The organism is Thauera terpenica 58Eu, assembly GCF_000443165.1.
In the GTDB taxonomy this organism is placed as follows: Bacteria; Pseudomonadota; Gammaproteobacteria; order Burkholderiales; family Rhodocyclaceae; genus Thauera; species Thauera terpenica.
The window spans coordinates 263,565-279,513 of sequence record NZ_ATJV01000048.1 but is presented as its reverse complement, the minus strand read 5'-3'; the positions used below and the strand labels follow the sequence as shown (position 1 = coordinate 279,513).

At 66.3% G+C, this 15,949-nt stretch carries 15 protein-coding genes; 8 read left to right on the top strand and 7 right to left on the bottom strand.

The window, feature by feature from the left end; translation table 11 throughout:
- Positions 1 to 71: 71 nt before the first annotated feature.
- Complete coding sequence (npdG, locus tag M622_RS28250) at positions 72 to 743, bottom strand: NADPH-dependent F420 reductase (RefSeq protein WP_021248987.1); 672 nt, start codon at positions 741 to 743, stop codon at positions 72 to 74.
- A 369-nt stretch (positions 744 to 1,112) separates the two neighbouring features.
- On the opposite strand from npdG, the gene M622_RS28245 reads away from it, so the two are divergent.
- Positions 1,113 to 1,847, top strand: coding sequence for an SDR family NAD(P)-dependent oxidoreductase (locus M622_RS28245; protein ID WP_021248986.1), 735 nt, complete (start codon positions 1,113 to 1,115; stop codon positions 1,845 to 1,847).
- Positions 1,848 to 2,070: 223 nt separating this feature from the next.
- Positions 2,071 to 3,231, top strand: coding sequence for a helix-turn-helix transcriptional regulator (locus tag M622_RS28240; protein ID WP_021248985.1), 1,161 nt, complete (start codon positions 2,071 to 2,073; stop codon positions 3,229 to 3,231).
- A gap of 105 nt (positions 3,232 to 3,336) precedes the next feature.
- Here M622_RS28240 and M622_RS39325 read toward each other — a convergent pair whose 3' ends face one another.
- The 4 genes from M622_RS39325 to M622_RS28225 all read right to left on the bottom strand — a co-directional run bounded on the left by M622_RS39325 (position 3,337) and on the right by M622_RS28225 (position 6,934).
- Positions 3,337 to 4,125 carry an electron transfer flavoprotein subunit beta/FixA family protein gene (locus tag M622_RS39325; RefSeq protein ID WP_021248984.1) on the bottom strand — a complete coding sequence of 263 codons (789 nt, stop codon included), beginning with the start codon at positions 4,123 to 4,125 and terminating at the stop codon, positions 3,337 to 3,339.
- A gap of 3 nt (positions 4,126 to 4,128) precedes the next feature.
- A complete protein-coding gene (locus tag M622_RS28235) occupies positions 4,129 to 4,458 on the bottom strand; it encodes a hypothetical protein (protein WP_021248983.1) in 330 nt (109 codons plus the stop codon).
- A complete protein-coding gene (locus M622_RS28230) occupies positions 4,433 to 5,527 on the bottom strand; it encodes a nitronate monooxygenase (protein ID WP_021248982.1) in 1,095 nt (364 codons plus the stop codon). The genes M622_RS28235 and M622_RS28230 overlap by 26 nt, the downstream gene beginning before the upstream one ends.
- 171 nt (positions 5,528 to 5,698) lie before the next feature.
- The gene (locus M622_RS28225) at positions 5,699 to 6,934 is read right to left on the bottom strand and encodes a CaiB/BaiF CoA transferase family protein (protein ID WP_021248981.1); all 1,236 of its coding nucleotides are present in this window, start codon (positions 6,932 to 6,934) and stop codon (positions 5,699 to 5,701) included.
- Between the two features lie 318 nt (positions 6,935 to 7,252).
- On the opposite strand from M622_RS28225, the gene M622_RS28220 reads away from it, so the two are divergent.
- The 4 genes from M622_RS28220 to M622_RS28205 all read left to right on the top strand — a co-directional run bounded on the left by M622_RS28220 (position 7,253) and on the right by M622_RS28205 (position 12,060).
- Positions 7,253 to 7,564, top strand: a complete 312-nt coding sequence (locus M622_RS28220) for a hypothetical protein (protein WP_031346676.1) — start codon at positions 7,253 to 7,255, stop codon at positions 7,562 to 7,564.
- Between the two features lie 4 nt (positions 7,565 to 7,568).
- Positions 7,569 to 9,089, top strand: a complete 1,521-nt coding sequence (locus M622_RS28215) for a class I adenylate-forming enzyme family protein (protein ID WP_031346674.1) — start codon at positions 7,569 to 7,571, stop codon at positions 9,087 to 9,089.
- Between the two features lie 77 nt (positions 9,090 to 9,166).
- Positions 9,167 to 10,666 (top strand): CoA transferase, encoded by a 1,500-nt coding sequence (locus tag M622_RS28210; RefSeq protein ID WP_217995304.1) that lies wholly within the window; start codon positions 9,167 to 9,169, stop codon positions 10,664 to 10,666.
- Positions 10,660 to 12,060: an amidohydrolase family protein gene (locus M622_RS28205; protein ID WP_021248977.1), complete on the top strand. Its 1,401-nt coding sequence runs from the start codon at positions 10,660 to 10,662 to the stop codon at positions 12,058 to 12,060. The genes M622_RS28210 and M622_RS28205 overlap by 7 nt, the downstream gene beginning before the upstream one ends.
- 77 nt (positions 12,061 to 12,137) lie before the next feature.
- On the opposite strand, the gene M622_RS28200 is transcribed toward M622_RS28205, so the two are convergent.
- A complete protein-coding gene (locus tag M622_RS28200; RefSeq protein ID WP_021248976.1) occupies positions 12,138 to 13,172 on the bottom strand; it encodes an enoyl-CoA hydratase/isomerase family protein in 1,035 nt (344 codons plus the stop codon).
- A 45-nt stretch (positions 13,173 to 13,217) separates the two neighbouring features.
- A complete protein-coding gene (locus tag M622_RS0120135) occupies positions 13,218 to 13,877 on the bottom strand; it encodes an SRPBCC family protein (RefSeq protein WP_021248975.1) in 660 nt (219 codons plus the stop codon).
- A 141-nt stretch (positions 13,878 to 14,018) separates the two neighbouring features.
- On the opposite strand from M622_RS0120135, the gene M622_RS28195 reads away from it, so the two are divergent.
- Together M622_RS28195 and M622_RS28190 are read left to right on the top strand one after the other, a co-directional pair.
- Positions 14,019 to 14,951 (top strand): alpha/beta fold hydrolase, encoded by a 933-nt coding sequence (locus M622_RS28195; RefSeq protein ID WP_052028695.1) that lies wholly within the window; start codon positions 14,019 to 14,021, stop codon positions 14,949 to 14,951.
- 74 nt (positions 14,952 to 15,025) lie between these two features.
- Positions 15,026 to 15,898, top strand: coding sequence for a TIGR03619 family F420-dependent LLM class oxidoreductase (locus M622_RS28190; RefSeq protein WP_021248973.1), 873 nt, complete (start codon positions 15,026 to 15,028; stop codon positions 15,896 to 15,898).
- Positions 15,899 to 15,949: the final 51 nt, after the last annotated feature.

Below are 15,949 nucleotides of genomic sequence, written 5' to 3'. Positions count from 1 at the left end.
CGAGGTGGGGACGTTCGCAGCGCGAATGCAAAACCCCGGCAGCGCGCTGAGCCTGACCGGGGAGAACATCTTCAGTCCGCCGCAGCGCTGAAGTCGAGTGCGCCGGTGATGCGGATGCCGGCGCCGTCGACCTTGTAGTTCTTGTTGATGAAGATCAGGATCGACGTCAGTGCCTCGGCGGCGGCGGCATTTCCCAGCACGCCTGCATGCAGGCCACGCAGGCCGGCGCAGTCCGCCAACTCCACCGCAACGGCGCGGGCCTGCTTGTCATCGCCAAACACCAGTACGTCACACTCGACGACCTGGTCGGTTGCGAGTTTGTGCGCCGCCACGTTATGAAACGCGGACACCAGACGCACGTCCTCGCCCAGCAGGTTGTGCGCGCATTGCGCGGCGCTGCCTTCGGCTGGCAGCTGCACGCGCGCCACCTTGGGCGGCATCAGTGGCACGGTGGTGTCGATCACGATCTTGCCCGCCAGCGCGGGGCGGATGTCCTCCAGTACACCACGCTGGGAGGCGAAGGGGACGGTGATGACGACGATGTCGGCGGCCTGTGCAGCTTCCAGATTGGATGCGGCGCGGATGTGGATGCCGAGTTCGCCGCCGAGGCGGTCCGCCGCCTCACGCGCCTTGTCCGCAGTGCGCGAGCCGATGATCACGTCCCTGCCGGCCTTTGCCCAGCGACGGGCGAGGGCTGCGCCAAGATTACCTGTGCCGCCGACGACAGCGATGGTTTGTTTCATGATGTATGTGCTCCGCTCTGTAGATCCAGGTGAGATGGCGGCGGCTGTCGTATGTGGTCCTGCCTCCGCCCTTGAGGACACGTTATGCCTGCATGCAGAAAGCGGCATCCCTCGATTGGGTGATAAAGCGAAGTCAAATGTGGCCAAGGGCGCGTGCCGGTTCCTCTCGATCGCCGGGTTCGGTGGACAGACCTCGGTGCGCGTGCAGAGTTCGATAGCAATCACGGCCAAAAGGCATGCCTTGCCTGTCACCGAGCGCGCTGGTGGTGCCCGCGCGCAGCCGCATTTGGCACAGTGTCGAGTGCGGCTCAGTAGGCTTTGCAGAACGCTGCAGCAAGAGGAGATGGAGACGAAAATGAGGAGACGACAATGAATTTCGAAAACAAGGTGGTGTTCGTCACCGGGGCGGCGCAAGGCATGGGCAGGGCGATCTGCCGCCGCTTTGGCGAATTCGGTGCAAAGGTGGTGGCGGTTGACATCAAGCTTGAAGCCGCCGCAGAAACGATTGCCGATCTGGGCGAGCGCGGGCTCGCGCTGGCTTGCAACGTCGCTGATGCCGAAGCGGTCAGGCAGGCGTTTGCAGAGGTGGAGGCGCGCTTCGGTGGCGTTGACGTGGTGGTCAATTCGGCAGGCATCGGCGCGGCGTCCGGGTTTCCCGATATTTCCGACGATAACTGGACGCGGGTGATCGGTGTGAACCTGACCGGCACTTTTCTGTGCTGTCGCGAGGGCGTGCGGCTGATGCAGAAGCATGGCATCAAGGGCGCCCTGATCAACGTCTCCAGCACCGGTGCGTTCACAGGTGAAGGGCCTGTGCCCTACATTGCCACCAAGGCCGGCGTCATTGGGCTGACCCGCAGCATTGCGCGCGAGGTGGCAGCGAGCGGCATCCGCATCAACACGATCGTCCCCGGCGCCACCAATACGCCGATGCTGGCGGGAATCCCGGAGCAGTGGATGCAGGCCATGATCCAGGCGATTCCGCTGGGTCGTGTCGGCGAGCCGGAGGACATCGCCCGCCTCGCGACCTTCCTCGCGAGTGATGATGCAGCCTACATTACCGGGCAGAACATGGCGGTCAATGGCGGCATGAGCTTCCTGTGAGGGAGCCGGCGCGCTAGCCGGACGGAGGGTGCAGGATATCGCCGCAGCAGACCGTGGGCGCTGCACCATCCAACTTTTGCCTCAGATCAAGGTGTCCCGGGAGCCGAGCGCTTACGGTGCGGGCTTGGTCCGAGGAGGAGCCTGTCGTCAAAGCTGTCCACGCGACCGGATCCGCTTGGCAGTCCGTGGTCGAGCAAGCCAACCATGAGCGCGGAGCGTAGCCATGATCGACGCTGATTTCGAAACCTTGTTGCGTGTGTCCGCTCTGGGCATGGGTGAGTACGACGAGCTTGTGCATTCGATCTACGACGGCACCGGCGAGCCCACACCGTGGAAGGCTTTTCTCGGCAAGTTGCGCGAAAAGCTGGACGCCAACTACGTCACCATGATCCTGCGCCAGCCCTCGTCCGAGCATTCGTGGCAGGTCACGTTTTCCGGCGAAGCCCAGCCCGAGATCGCTGAGACCTACAACACCTTCTTCTATGCCGTTGATCCCTTCGTCAATCTGCCGATGAACCGGGTGATGACGGTGGAGGAGGTGGTCAAGGAAGAGGACTGGCTACGCAGCGGGATCTATCAGGAGTTCCTGTCGCCCCTGTCGGTGCGCTATTACCTGGGCGCCGACATCGGTGATGGTGATCAGCCGAGTTGCCGCTTTCGCGTCAGCCGCAAGGCGCAGGCCGGCAACTTCGGCAAGCGCGAGCGTGCGCTGTGCCAGCTGATGCTGCCCCACATCACCAGCGCGGTGAAGCTGCGCAGTCTCATCGACGTCGCCGAGGCGGAGCGTTCCCTCTACGCGGGCACGCTCGAACGCCTGGCGGTGGGCGCGGTCATCCTCGACAAGAAGGGCAAGATTCTGCGCACCAACCATGCCGCAGAGGCGATCCTCGCCGAGCGCGACGGCCTCAGTGCGGTCAATGGCTTTCTACAGGCGGTGTTCAGCACCGAGAACAGAGAGCTGCACGGCCTCATTGATGGCGCGATCAAGGGCGAAGCCTCGCTCAGGCCGCAGCTGGCGTCGGGCATGTCGGTGACCCGCACCTCGGGTCGGCCGAATCTGGGCATCGTGGTCCGCACCGCACCGCTCACCGAGTGGTCCGAGTCCCCCGAGCGTCCGGCGGTGATCGTCATCATTCGCGACGTCGAGCAAAAGCTGCAGGCTTCGCAGAGCATTCTCAAGCGCCTGTATGGTCTGACGCCGGCCGAATCGGCCCTGGTGTTGAAGCTGCTCGAAGGCCTGACCGTGGATGAGGCCTCGGCGCAGCTGCACATCAGCCGCAACACGGTGCGCTGCCAGTTGCGCGGCATCTTTGCCAAGACTGGCGTCACGCGCCAGACCGAACTCATGCGCCTGCTGCTCAACGGGGTGGCGCCGCTGGCCTGAGCGTATCAGGGCGCAGTGGACGAAAAAGTGGGGAAGTCGCAGTCACTGCGACTTCCCCACTTGCTTGTCTGGCGCAGGCGCGCTCAGGCGGCGCCAAGATGGCACTCAGGCGGCGCGGATGCGCTCCATCAAGGCCTTGGCGATTTCTGCCGGTGAGCCGCTCAGGAACTCGCAGTTGCCCTGGATCTGCGGCACGAACTGACGTTGAAGGGTGATGCTGGGCGTGAGCGCGGCGGCGTCGATGCCTAGGCTGTCGATAGCCACCACTTCGGCGCTCATCTTGCGCGCTGCCATCTTGGCTTTTGCGGTCGGAAAGCGCGGCGCGCCGAGCTCATTGCTGACCGTCACCACTGCCGGCAGCTTGCCCCGCACCACTTCGTCGCCCTCGGGCGTTGCACGCGTCACGCTGAGGGCGCCGTCGGCAAGGCTCACTTCGCGTGCCAGGGTGGTCACGGCGTGGCCCAGGTTTTCGGCCAGCAGCAGCGGCACCACGCCCTGGTCGTCGTCCGAGGCCTGACGGCCACACAGGATCAGATCCGCACCGCCGCTGCTGCGCACCCAGGCGGCGAGCACAGTGGCGATGCCGGGCGCGTCGAGCTCGCGACTGCCGGGGTCGATGGCGACGATTTCGTCCGCGCCCAGTGCCGCGCACTGCTTGAGCATGCTCGCCGCCTCGGTGGCGATGGTGACCACCACGATGCGGCAGTCCAGGCCGGCGTCACGCAGGCGCAGTGCGGCTTCGAGCGCTTGTTCGTCGTAACCGTTGATCAGGCGCGGGATGGCGGCGACCTCGGGATGGCGGCCGTCCGCGCTCATCGCGAGTCCGCCGGACAGCGCGTAGTTATTGACTGCGGCCGGGTCCAGTACTTCCTTCACACACACCACGATTCGCATGGCTTACTCCGTTTTGCAATATTGTTCGATCGACTTGGCCGGGTCGGACACGGGGTACAGGCTTTCGCCATCGCACCACACCGAGTCGTGGGTGAATCCGTCGGGTTTGCGGGTGAGCGAATCCAGCAGATACCAGCGCCACGGGTAGGGGCCAAAGTCACGGTAGTGTCCGGTCAGCCGGCCGGTGAAATACTGTCGCCCGGCAAAGTGCGTGCCCTCGAGCGGCCCGCCGCCGTCGCATTCGGCTTCGAGCCCGGTGAGGGCGGCGTCGAAGCCGCTGCGAAAGGGGGCTTGACCCAAAGGCGCGTCACCCAGCGAAGCGGTCGAAGACATCGAGTGCCTCCTCGACAATGTCGGACAGGATCTGACGTGCCGGCTTCATTTCCTTGATGTAGTGAATGCCCTGGCCGGCGGCTTCGGTCATCAGGTCCTTGCGCTGATAGTCCAGCGAACCTTGGATGTAGTTGGACGACAGGATCATCTGCAGTGGCGGCTTGAGCACTTCGGGTGCGGCATCGCTCATCCACTCGTCGTGCCACGGGCTGCGCGTGGTGCGCATGGTGTAGCCGGAAATGCAATCGGAATACATCGTGTCTTCGGTTTCGGCCTCGAGCAGGCGCTCCTTGAGCGGCATGTTGAGGTCGGATTCGCGCGAGGTCAGCCACAGCGAGCCGGTCCATACGCCATCGGCGCCCAGGGCGAGGGCAGCGGCCAGATGGCGACCGGTGGTCACGCCCCCGGCTGCGATCACCGGCACACCCGTGCCGCGCGCGGCATCGACCACCTGCGGGACGATGGAGAAAGTGCCGATGTTGCCGGTATGGCCCGCCGCATCGAAGCCCTGGGCGATGATGACATCGGTGCCGGCCTCGATCTGGCGCTTGGCCTGACGCGGTTTGCCCACCAAGCCCCAGACCTGGATGCCGAGTTCATGTGCGCGCTTCAGAAGAAAGGCGGGTGAGCCCAGACCGGAGGCGAACACCGGCACGCGCTCGTCGAAGACCACCTCGAGTTGGTCCATCGCACGTTTCTGGTCCAGCCCGCCCCAGACGTGGATGTTGGGGGCGATCTTGGGGTCAGGCACGTTGTACTTTTGCTTGATGTGCTGCTCGAAGTCGCGCTGTTCCTGCGGGATCATCGCCAGCAGTTCGGCCACGCTCTTCTCGGCCGGCACGGATGAGGGCAGGACGAGGTCGATGCCGAAGGGCTTGCCGCCGATGCGCTCGCGGATCCACTTGATGTCGGCGGCGATCTCGTCGGGCGTGTGCAGGGCTTCGCCGAGCACGGCAAAGCCGCCGGAGTTGATCACCGCGACGGCGACGTCCTTGCAGTGGGTGAAGGCCACGACCGGATACTCGATGCCGAGCTTGTCGCAGAGCGGGGTGTGAAGGGGACTGTTCATGGGTCGATGCCTCCGGCGTCTGGGTTCTTCGGTTCGGCATGAGGGCCAGGAGCCCGCCGCCATTACGTCTTCGATTTTAGGTGGCCGGATCGGATGCGCTGCTGCCGCGCAGTATCCGATCCGGCCGCTCGTGTTTCATTGCCTGCCGAACACCGCAGGCGGCGCTCAGGTTCAGCCCAGCGCACCCTGTGCGCGCACCGCGGCGATGCGGGCCGCGTCGTAGCCAAGGACCTGCTCCAGCACCGCATCGGTGTGCTCTCCCACGGTCGGCGCACGGCTTGGATCGGCCTCGGGCTCGCCGATGAACTTGACCGGAAAGCCGAGCATGTCGGCGCCGTGCTTGTCATGCGGCAAGACCTTGAAGCGGTCCTTGAACTGGGGGTCGTCCACGATGTTGGCTGGCGTATTGACCGGCGCGATCGGGGTGTTGAACTTGACGCCGAAGTCTATCCATTCCTGTGTCTTGCGCGAGCGGAAGATGTCGCGCAGGATGGCCTGCAGCTCGCGGTTGCCGCGCGCGTGGTCGGCATATTTCGACCCCGGCCACTTGTCGAACAGGTCGATGCGGTCGAGGCCCGCGCAGAAGTTCTTCCAGAACGCCTGCTCCGAGGCCATGAACAGCACGTGGCCGTCAGCGCTGTCGTAGAGCTGGTAACGCACGCCTTCCTTCATGCCGGCGGTGGCCACGGGGCGGCGCACGTAGCCGTCCGCCTTGTTGCCGGTGACGACGTCTTCCGGGCGTGCATAGGCCATGTGGCTCTCGCTGCGGTACCAGTCGAATGCCGCGGCCGCGTCGCTCTGTGCCAGCTCCATGAAGCAGCCCTCGCCGGTTTCACGGGCGCGGATGACGCCGGCCAGCACCGCCAGCCCGCCGAACAGCGGCGCGGCGTTGATACCGATGCCCACGTGCTCGGGGATGTAGCAGAAGCCTTCGTCGTCGTAGGCCGGCTTGACCACGCCGCACCAGGTGTCATAGGCGATGCCGTGTGAGGGCATGTCCTTGTAGGGGCCGGTCATGCCGTAGCCCGAAACGGTGCAGAACACGATCTTCGGGTTGATCTTGCGCAGGTCCTCGTAGCCCAGGCCATAGCGCGCCAGGGCGCCCGGCTTCGAAGCCTCGATGACGACGTCGGCGCCGCGCACCAGTTCGCGGTAGATCTCGCGCGCCGCCTCATTCTTGAGGTCGAGGGTGATGCTCTTCTTGCCGCGGTTGAGGTGGTAGTGCATCAAGGAGACGCCCTCGATGATCGGCCAGGTCATTTCGCGGATGTAGTCGCCAGAGGGCGCTTCAACCTTGATGATGTCGGCACCCAGGTCACCCAGGGCGGTGGTGATCGCTGCGGGGCCGAGGATGGAGCTCTCGATCACGCGCAGGCTGGAGAGCGGAGGAAGTGTCTGATTCGTCATGTCTTGTCTCGTTTCCGGGAGTGGCAACGGTGGCTATGAGAGGGGCTGTGACGGCGCGCGGGTACGCATCCGGAGCGCATGCCGACCCTCAGCGACGCAAGGCTCCGAGGTCAAGATAAAAAAAAACGCGCTGCCCCGGGAGGATGGCAAAGGTCTGATCCGGCCTATTCGAGCGCAATTCAGGTCAGTGCCGCGATAGCCGTTGAAACCATGGACTTGCATCGACCAGAATTCGCTCATGGGTGCCGCCGACGAAGCCTCTGCGCGTTGGTTGCCGCAGCAGTTCCAATTAACGCTTGACCATTCGAGGATGCAGAAATGACGACATTGAAGGCGGGATCGCGACTGAAGAGTGCGGTGTGCGACACCGAGGTGATGGTGGTGCGTGCCACCGCGGATGATGTGAGCCTGGAATGCGGCGGCGCGGTCATGCTGGCGCTGGCCAGCGAAAAGCCGGCAGGCGCGGCGGCGCACGAGGCCTTCGCGCAAGGCACCCTGGTGGGCAAGCGCTACACCGATGCCGATGAGCGCTTCGAGTTCCTGTGCACCAAGGGCGGCAAGGGCAGCCTGGCGATCGATGGCGTGCTGCTGGTCGTCAAGCAGGCCAAGGCATTGCCTTCATCGGATTGATCTCATGAATGTTCTGATGACGCTTGAGATGGCAGCGGAATGCCATCCTGATCGCATCGCCGCGGCCTGTGGCGAGCGCTCGATCAGCTACGCCGAGATGCTCAGGGCGGCGCGACACGCTGGCGCGCAGATTCGCGCCAGCGGCTGCCGCCACGTCGGGCTGCTCGACATCAACAGTCTGGCGGCACCGGTTGCGCTGTATGCGGCGGCCTGCGCCGGGCTGTCCTATGTGCCCATGAACTACCGTCTCACCAAGCCCGAAATCCAGGCCCTGCTCGAGCGCATCGCCCCGGCCTGGCTCATCGCCGACCCGCAGCTGCTCGAAGGCGTGGAGGTGCCGGCCGGGTTCACGGTGGTGGATCGCGATCAGTTCCTGCAGGATGCGCTCGATGGCGTGGGTGCCGACCCGGAGGCCGTGCAGGCTGAGCCCAGCACGGTGGCGGTGCAGCTGTTCACCAGCGGCACCACCGGTGCGCCCAAGGCCGCCGTGTTGCGCCATGAAAACCTGATGAGCTACATCCTCGGCACGGTGGAGTTCGGCGCTGCCGACGAGCACGATGCCGTCCTCGTCGCCGTGCCGCCCTACCACATTGCCGGTATCTCCGCGGTGCTGAGCTCGACCTACGCCTGCCGGCGCATGGTCCAGCTGCCCAACTTCGATGGCCAGAGCTGGCTCGAGACCTGCCAGCGCGAGAAGGTGAGCAACGCCTTCGTGGTGCCGACGATGTTGTCACGCGTGATCGAGTACATCGATGCGTCGGGTGCTGATGCCAGCCTGCCGGCGCTGCGCGCGCTGGCCTATGGCGGCGGCAAGATGCCGGCGCCGGTGATCGAGCGGGCGATGCAGCTGTGGCCTGCGGTGGACTTCACCAACGCCTACGGCCTCACCGAAACCAGCTCCACGATCGCGCTGCTCGACCCCGAGGGTCACCGTGAAGGCTTCAACAGCACCGACCCCGAGGTGCGCAAGCGCCTGCATTCGGTGGGCCGTCCGATCGACGCGGTGGAGATCGAGATCCGCGACGAGGACGGCAAGCCCCTGCCCGTCGATGCCGTGGGCGATGTCTACGTGCGCGGAGGCCAGGTGGCGGGTGAATACCTGGGCATCGGCAGCCTGCTGGACGCAAACGGCTGGTTCCCCACCCGTGACCGCGGTTACCAGGACAAATACGGCTTCCTCTACCTCGACGGTCGTGCCGACGATGTCATCGTTCGCGGTGGCGAGAACATCTCCCCGGGCGAGATCGAGGACGTGCTGCGCCAGCACCCGGCGGTGGTCGATGTCGCGGTGGTGGCCCTCCCCGACGAAGAATGGGGTGAGTGCGTGGGCGCCGCGGTGGTGACCCAGCCGGGGGTGAAGATCGACGAGGCCGCGCTGCGCGCCGAGCTGCAGACCTGGGTGCGCGAGCGCCTGCGTTCCTCACGCGTGCCGGCGGTGATCAGCTTCCGCGAGCAGCTGCCCTATAACGAGATGGGCAAGATCCTGCGCCGCGTGTTGCGCGACGAGCTGTCGGCCGCGCTCTGATTCGACATGGCGCGGGCGTGGGCACCCTTCTCTGCGGAGCTGGGGCACTTGCTCCGCGCAGCCGGGTGCCCGCCGCCGTGAACAAGGCAGCACCCGCCGCGAGCGTCAGTGTGGCGCCGTCCACCTTTGGCGACGCGCCCCTGCGGGGGTGCAGTCTTGTAAACGGGCGCCGTCTGGTGCTTGCCGGGGAGGGCAGTGCCAGCCGCTATGCGGCGGCGCTGCTGTCGGCGCTGGGCGCAGGGGTGAAGGTCGAGGACGGACCTGAAGACACGCACCCGGCCATCGCCTGGGCGGGCAGCGGCTTGATGTGGCTGACCGGCGCTGCGCATGCGCCGGGACGCATGCTGCCGGCACCGCTGGCGGCGTGTGCCAATGGCGTGCTGCAGGCGATCGAAGCCTACGGCGTGCGCTTGCCCCCGCCCTGGCGGCGGGGCGCGGATGTGCTTGCGCAACGCGCGGCACTGCTTGGCCTGCGCCGCCAGGGGCGGGTAGCGGCAGGCGGCAGCTGTCGTCTGCTGCCCGCCGCCGACGGCATGCTGGCGGTGAACCTGGCGCGCAGCGAGGACTGGACGCTGCTGCCGGCCTGGCTAGAAGGGCGCGCAGTGAGCGACTGGGACAGCCTTGCCGAGGCGCTGCAAGGCCAGTCGGTGGATGCCGTGCTTGAGCGCGCGCGCCTGATCGGCCTGCCGGTTGCCGCAGCGGACTTTCCCGAACCCGGCTTTACTCATTTTTCGCCACCCTGGTGTCGCATTCGTCGCCACGGCGTGCGCGCAAATGCTGCGCGCGCGGCACGGGCGCCACGCGTGCTTGATCTGTCTTCCCTGTGGGCCGGTCCCTTGTGCGGGCAGCTCCTGCATCAGCTTGGCGCGCAGGTGATCAAGGTCGAGAGCACTCGCCGCGCCGATGGCGCACGCGCCGGCAATGCGGCCTTCTTCAATGTGCTCAATGCGGGCAAGCACTGCGTTGCGGTGGACTTTGCCAGCGCGGCGGGCATTGAGCGCCTGCGCCGGCTGATCCGCTGGGCGGACATCGTCATCGACGCCTCGCGCCCGCGCGCGCTGCGCCAGCTCGGCATCGACGCCGACGAACTTGTCGGCACACAGCCCGGCCTGAGCTGGATCAGCATCACCGGTTACGGCCGCGATGAGCCCGCGGCCAACTGGGTGGCTTTCGGCGACGATGCCGGTGTGGCCGGTGGTCTGTCGGCGCTGCTCGCGCGCAGCGGCGGTGACTATGCTTTTTGCGGTGACGCCATCGCGGATCCGCTCACCGGCCTGCATGCCGCGCTCGCGGCCTGGAGCACCCACCTGGCCGGAGGTGGCTGTGTGGTGGCGCTGGCGATGCGCGATGTCGTTGCCCACTGCGCGAGCTGGGAACGCCCCGCACTGAGCGCCGGACACGGTAGCGAAGAACACTCCGAACTCGACGTGGCGCTGCGTGCGCGTGCCCAGCGCTGGCACGCGCAGGCCGTGCACGCAGGGCTGGGCGATTGCCGGCCCCAGCTCCCCCCTGCTGCGCCGCCGGCGCGGCCGCAGGGTGCGGACAATGCCGCGCTCGACGCGCTGCTGGCATGCTGATCATCAACGCACGCCTGTACGCCGGCCAGGCCTGCGTGGCGCTGCGCGTCGAGGGCGAGCGCATCGTCGAGCTGGCGCCCGGCCTGCGCCCACGCGCGGGCGAGGAGGTCTTCGATGCCGCCGCTGCTGCGGTGCTGCCCGGCCTGCACGATCACCACATCCATCTGCTGGCGTATGCCGCGGCGCTCGAATCCGTGCCCTGTGGCCCGCCTCAGCTCAGCGATGCGGCAGCGCTTTTCAACACCCTCGCCAGGCATGGCGCAGGCACTGGCTGGATGCGTGGTGTCGGCTACCATGAATCGGTTGCAGGCGATATCGACCGTGCCTGGCTAGACTGCGCCGTGCCCGAGCGCCCGCTGCGCATCCAGCACCGCAGCGGGCAATTGTGGATCTTCAATTCTGCCGGGCTGCGACAGCTGGGCGTTCGGGACGGGGTGACGGGTGATGACCCGTTCGAGCGTCATGCGGGCGTGGCCAGCGGCCGGCTTTACGCCGGCGACGCCTGGCTGCGTGAGCGCCTGGGCGGGCGCATGCCGGCGCTGGACGAGGTCAGCCGGCGGCTGGCGGGCTTTGGCATTACCGGCGTCACTGACGCCAGCCCGAGCAACGCGCGCGACGAATTTCTTCATTTCGCCGCCGAAGCGGCGCGCGGCGCGCTGCGCCAGGAGGTGCTGATGATGGGCAGCGCGGCGCTCGACCCCGCATGGCGTCAACCCGGGCTCGCGGTGGGCGCGACCAAGATCCACCTGCGCGAGTCCGATCTGCCCGACTTTGATGCGACTTGCGCGCGCATCGTGCATAGCCATCGGACGGGTCGACCGGTGGCGGTGCACTGCGTGACGCTGGCCGAGCTGATGTTTGCGCTGGGGGCCTTGCAGGCCGCGGGTGTGCGTGCGGGAGACCGCCTGGAACATGCCGCACTGAGCACGCCCGAGGCCGTGGCCCTGGTGCGCGATGCCGGGCTGGCCGTCGTCACCCAGCCTCATTTTGTCTTCGAACGCGGTGACGCCTACCTGTCGGCGCTGGCCACAGACGAGCTTGCGGGGCTTTATCGGGCGCGCAGCTTCGTCAGTGCCGGGGTGGCGCTCGGCGCCGGCTCGGATGCGCCCTATGGCGACGCCGATCCATGGCGCTCGATGGCGGCCGCGCAGCAGCGCCTGACTCGGGGCGGACGCAGGCTGGGCGCCGGTGAGTGTCTCGATGCGACGGCGGCCTTGCTGCGTCTGTATGGCTCCAGCGCGCAAGACCCGGGGGGCGAATGCCGTCAGCTGCAGGTGGGTGCGACGGCCGACCTGTGTGTGCTCGACCGCTCATGGGACGCCGTGCTCGAGGATCTCGCTGCGGTGCGCGTACGCCTCACCCTGGGCCGTGGCCGGGTGCTGCACGCGGCCTAGTGCGGCGGGGTGCGTCTGCTTCAAGCGCGCTGGGTTCAAACGCAAGCGGGGAAAAAGAGCTGGCTCTGAGCGCTGGCTCAGTCGGCCGTGGTCACGATCTCGTCGACCAGGCCCCAATCGAGTGCGGTGGCGGCGTTGATGCGGCGTGCCGACAGGGCCAGATAGGCGGTGCGCTGGCGGCCGATCCGGCGCGGGATGCTGATGCAGCCGCCGGCGCCGGGGATGAGGCCGAAGCGGATCTCGGGGAGCTGAAAGAAGCTTGCCGGGCTGGCCGTGAGGCGGTCGGCGAAGGCTGGCAATTCGATGCCCGAGCCGATGCAGGCGCCGTGCACGTGCACGTTAACGATCGCCTCGCAGCGCAGCAAGGTGGCGGCGGGCAGGCGCAGGCTGCGCACCGCGTGTGAGCTGGCGGCATCGCCCGCGGTGCCGAACTCCTGCAGTGCCCCGCCGGCTGAAAAGCAGGCCCCCAGCGCGCTCACATCGACGTGGGCGATGCTGTTGTCCATCGCCGCGAGCTCGAAGGCCTCGACCAGCGCATCACGCATCTCGACGCTCATGGCGTTGCGGCTGGATGGGCGGTTCAGGCGCAATTGCAGCCTGTCCTCGCTGCGTTCGATGAGCACGGCGGGGCCGTCGTCGCTGGCGATGCTCTCGGGGGCAGGGGGGTTGGCGGCGGACCAGCGTTGAAACTCCGGACCCGCCTGCAGCGTCGAGTAGGCCAGCGACTCGACGCTCAGCGCGCGCGCCAGTGCCATGCGCGTGGTCGCGCGCAGCACCTGCACCAGGGTCATCGCGGCAAGGGGCGCGCGCACGATGTTGTCGATCACGCCGCCCAGACCAGCGTCGTCACTGAGGACGAGGTCGCAGGCCTCGCCTATGCCTCTTGTCCGGCTGCCGATGCCGATCACCGGACAGGCCTGGGCTTCGAGCCAGCGCGCCAGCAGTCTCAGCTGCGCAGGCGCGCAGGTGGTGCCGGCATCGAGATCGATGAGCAGGTAGGGCTGCGCATCGAAGGGCGAGCGCAGGCTCGAATAGGCTGATTCTAGGGCATGTCCGGCCAGGCTATCCTGGGTCAGCGCCTCGGTGCGGGCGGGCTGAGTGTCGGGGTTCATCTGCGTGATCCTGCCTGCGTGCAGGGCAGGGCCCCTGGCTGTTGTTCAGGCACGTCCGAAGAGGCGGCGAAAGAAGGCCTTGATGCGATCGGAAATGACCTTGAAGACGACGGCGAGAACATTGATGGAGTCTTCCTTCTCCGGCATGGGCGGGCGCGGCGGTGGGGCGCTGGTCGTGCCGGCGTCGGTGCTTGTGCCGTTGGCGCTGGCTTCAGCCGCAAGCGCAGCATCTGCGGTGGCCTGCGCGGCCGGCGCTTCCAGCAGCTTGCGCACGTTGCCGACGTACTTCTTGATGATCTGCGCCGAAACACCCTCGATCATGCCGCGCCCGACCTGGATGATCTTGCCGGTGAGGTCTATGCTCGATTCGCACACCACGCGAGTCGCGCTGCCGCCCGCCAGGGACTCGAGCTGAGTGACGATGGTGCCGCTGACGGTGCCGCCGCCGCGCTCGTTGCCCGCGGCCAGCATCTTGACGATGTAGTTGCTGGTGTCGCGCTCGGTGTAGGTGATCGTGCCCTGATATTGGGCGCTGACCGCGCCGATCTTGAGCTTCACCGAACCGATGAACTGCTTGTCGTCGACGATCTCGTTGAGGCTTGCGCCCGGCATGCAGGCGACGACGTTCTGCGGGTCGTTGAGGAACGCCCACACTGCGTCGATGGGTGCACCTACTTCGAAACTTTCCTTGATATCCAGGGCCATCTTCGGCTCCCCTTGTCCTGGTTTGACTGCTTGACTAACGTTAACAGGGTGAGTCCTGGGGCGCATCACTCACATGAATGAGAACCACATCACTCACATGGATGAGGGCTGGATCGGATTTCGACGCTAGCATCGGTTCCCATGAAACCTGCCTCTTCAACGAACTTTAGCCCTTCACGTTGCGAGCGCATCCGTGTGCGCGAGCTCGAGTACAACGTGCGTCACTGGGGGCCGGCTGATGCGCCCAAACTGTTCATGCTGCACGGCTGGATGGATAGCTCGATCACCTTCCAGTTCGTCGTCGATGCGCTGGGTGACGCGTTCCACGTCATCGCGCCGGACTGGCGCGGCTACGGACAGAGTGAGTGGCTGGGGCGAGCTTACGCGTTTGCCGACTACTACGCCGATCTCGAGGCTGTGCTCACGCACTACGCTGGCGATGCGCCGGTGTGGGTGGCTGCACACAGCATGGGGGCGAACATCGCGTTGAATTACGCGGCGGCACGCCCCGAGCGTATTGCCCGCCTCGCGCTACTCGACTTCCTTGGCCTCGCATCACCTACGGCTGATGCATCGGCCCAGCTACGGTGCTGGCTCGATGCCTGTGCTCACCCGCCGCAGCCCAAACCTTATCGTGACGCCGCCGCCTTTGCCGAGCGCTTGCGCAAGGCCAACCCCCGCCTCGATGCCGAACGTGCGCTCTTCCTGGCGCGTGAGCTCACCCTCGAATTTGCCGGCGGCGGGGTGGTGATGGCCTGCGATCCCTGGCACCGATTGCCTTCGCCGCTGCTCTACAGCGTCGATGAGTGGATGGCCAACTGGCGGCGCGTGCGTGCGCCGACCCTGTTGCTGATTGCCGACCAAGGCCATGTGCGAGAACAGTTCGGCGCGGACGATGCGAATTATCTGCGCCGCCTGGCATGCTTTGCCGATTTGCGCGTCGCCGAACTGCCCGCTTCCGGCCACAATGTGCAACACGATTGCGCGCACGGCGTGGCGACCGAGCTGCTCGCCTTCTTTGGCGCCGCCGACCGCGCCGCCGCCCTTGCCGCTGAACGTGCCGCCAGCGCCTGAAACCCTCTTACCCCAACAGCGCGCATGTGCACCCCCGCCGCGCTGATTCCAGTCCTGCAACCGGGAGCACACTCATGAAGTTCGTACTTCAGCTCGGCTTTACCCACTACACCAATTACATGAACCTGGCGCGCGAGGCAGAGCGCTGCGGCTGGGACAGCCTGTCCATGCCCGACAGCCTGTTCTTCCCGCGTGCGACCGAGTCGGACTATCCGTATGCCGATACCGACGCCATTCGGGGCTATCTCGAGCAATCCGAATTCATCGAGCCCTTCGTCGCCATGGCGTCAATGGCGGCGGTGACCACCCGGCTGCGCTTTTACCCCGGTGTGCTCAAGGTGCCGGTGCGCCAGCCCTTGATTCTGGCCAAGGCGCTGAGCTCGGTCGCGGTGATGTCGGGCGGGCGCATCAGCCTGGGCGCAGGCCTGAGCCCGTGGAAGGAAGACTTCATCTACAACGGCGTTGATTTCGACAAGCGTGGCGAGATCATGGACGAGTGCATCGAGATCGTGCGCGGCGCCCTGAGCGGGGAGTTCTTCGAGTTTCATGGCAAGCACTTCGATTTTGGCCCGCTGCGCATGCAGCCGGTGCCGAGCGAACCTGTGCCCATCCTGGTCGGTGGCCACAGCAAGCCGGCCTTGCGTCGCGCCGCGCGCGTGGGTGACGGCTGGGCGTCGGCAAACACCGATTTCGAGACGCTGAAGGCCCTGATCGAACAGCTCAACGCCTTCCGCGCCGACTTCGGTACGCTGGATCGTGAGGACTACGAAATCCACGGCATCGACTTCAGTGCCCGCACGCTCGATGATTTCCGCCGCTTGCGTGACATCGGCCTCACCCATGCCGGTCTGGTGCCGTGGAGTTCCAAGGTGGACCCCCAGGACCTCGCTTCCCAGCTCGATGCCGTGCGCCGTTTCGGCGACGAAGTCATCGCACTGATGGACTGACACTCGGGGATTGAAGCCCGGAGATTGAAACCCCAAGCCCTGCATGCGGGG

Coding starts and splice junctions, on each gene's coding strand:
- M622_RS28205 (WP_021248977.1), top strand. CDS start 10,660: ATGCTGATCATCAACGCACGCCTGTACGCCGGCCAGGCCTGCGTGGCG.
- M622_RS28195 (WP_052028695.1), top strand. CDS start 14,019: ATGAAACCTGCCTCTTCAACGAACTTTAGCCCTTCACGTTGCGAGCGC.
- M622_RS28225 (WP_021248981.1), bottom strand. CDS start 6,934: ATGACGAATCAGACACTTCCTCCGCTCTCCAGCCTGCGCGTGATCGAG.
- M622_RS28220 (WP_031346676.1), top strand. CDS start 7,253: ATGACGACATTGAAGGCGGGATCGCGACTGAAGAGTGCGGTGTGCGAC.
- M622_RS0120135 (WP_021248975.1), bottom strand. CDS start 13,877: ATGGCCCTGGATATCAAGGAAAGTTTCGAAGTAGGTGCACCCATCGAC.
- M622_RS28230 (WP_021248982.1), bottom strand. CDS start 5,527: ATGAACAGTCCCCTTCACACCCCGCTCTGCGACAAGCTCGGCATCGAG.
- M622_RS39325 (WP_021248984.1), bottom strand. CDS start 4,125: ATGCGAATCGTGGTGTGTGTGAAGGAAGTACTGGACCCGGCCGCAGTC.
- M622_RS28235 (WP_021248983.1), bottom strand. CDS start 4,458: ATGTCTTCGACCGCTTCGCTGGGTGACGCGCCTTTGGGTCAAGCCCCC.
- M622_RS28240 (WP_021248985.1), top strand. CDS start 2,071: ATGATCGACGCTGATTTCGAAACCTTGTTGCGTGTGTCCGCTCTGGGC.
- M622_RS28200 (WP_021248976.1), bottom strand. CDS start 13,172: ATGAACCCCGACACTCAGCCCGCCCGCACCGAGGCGCTGACCCAGGAT.
- M622_RS28215 (WP_031346674.1), top strand. CDS start 7,569: ATGAATGTTCTGATGACGCTTGAGATGGCAGCGGAATGCCATCCTGAT.
- M622_RS28190 (WP_021248973.1), top strand. CDS start 15,026: ATGAAGTTCGTACTTCAGCTCGGCTTTACCCACTACACCAATTACATG.
- M622_RS28245 (WP_021248986.1), top strand. CDS start 1,113: ATGAATTTCGAAAACAAGGTGGTGTTCGTCACCGGGGCGGCGCAAGGC.
- npdG (WP_021248987.1), bottom strand. CDS start 743: ATGAAACAAACCATCGCTGTCGTCGGCGGCACAGGTAATCTTGGCGCA.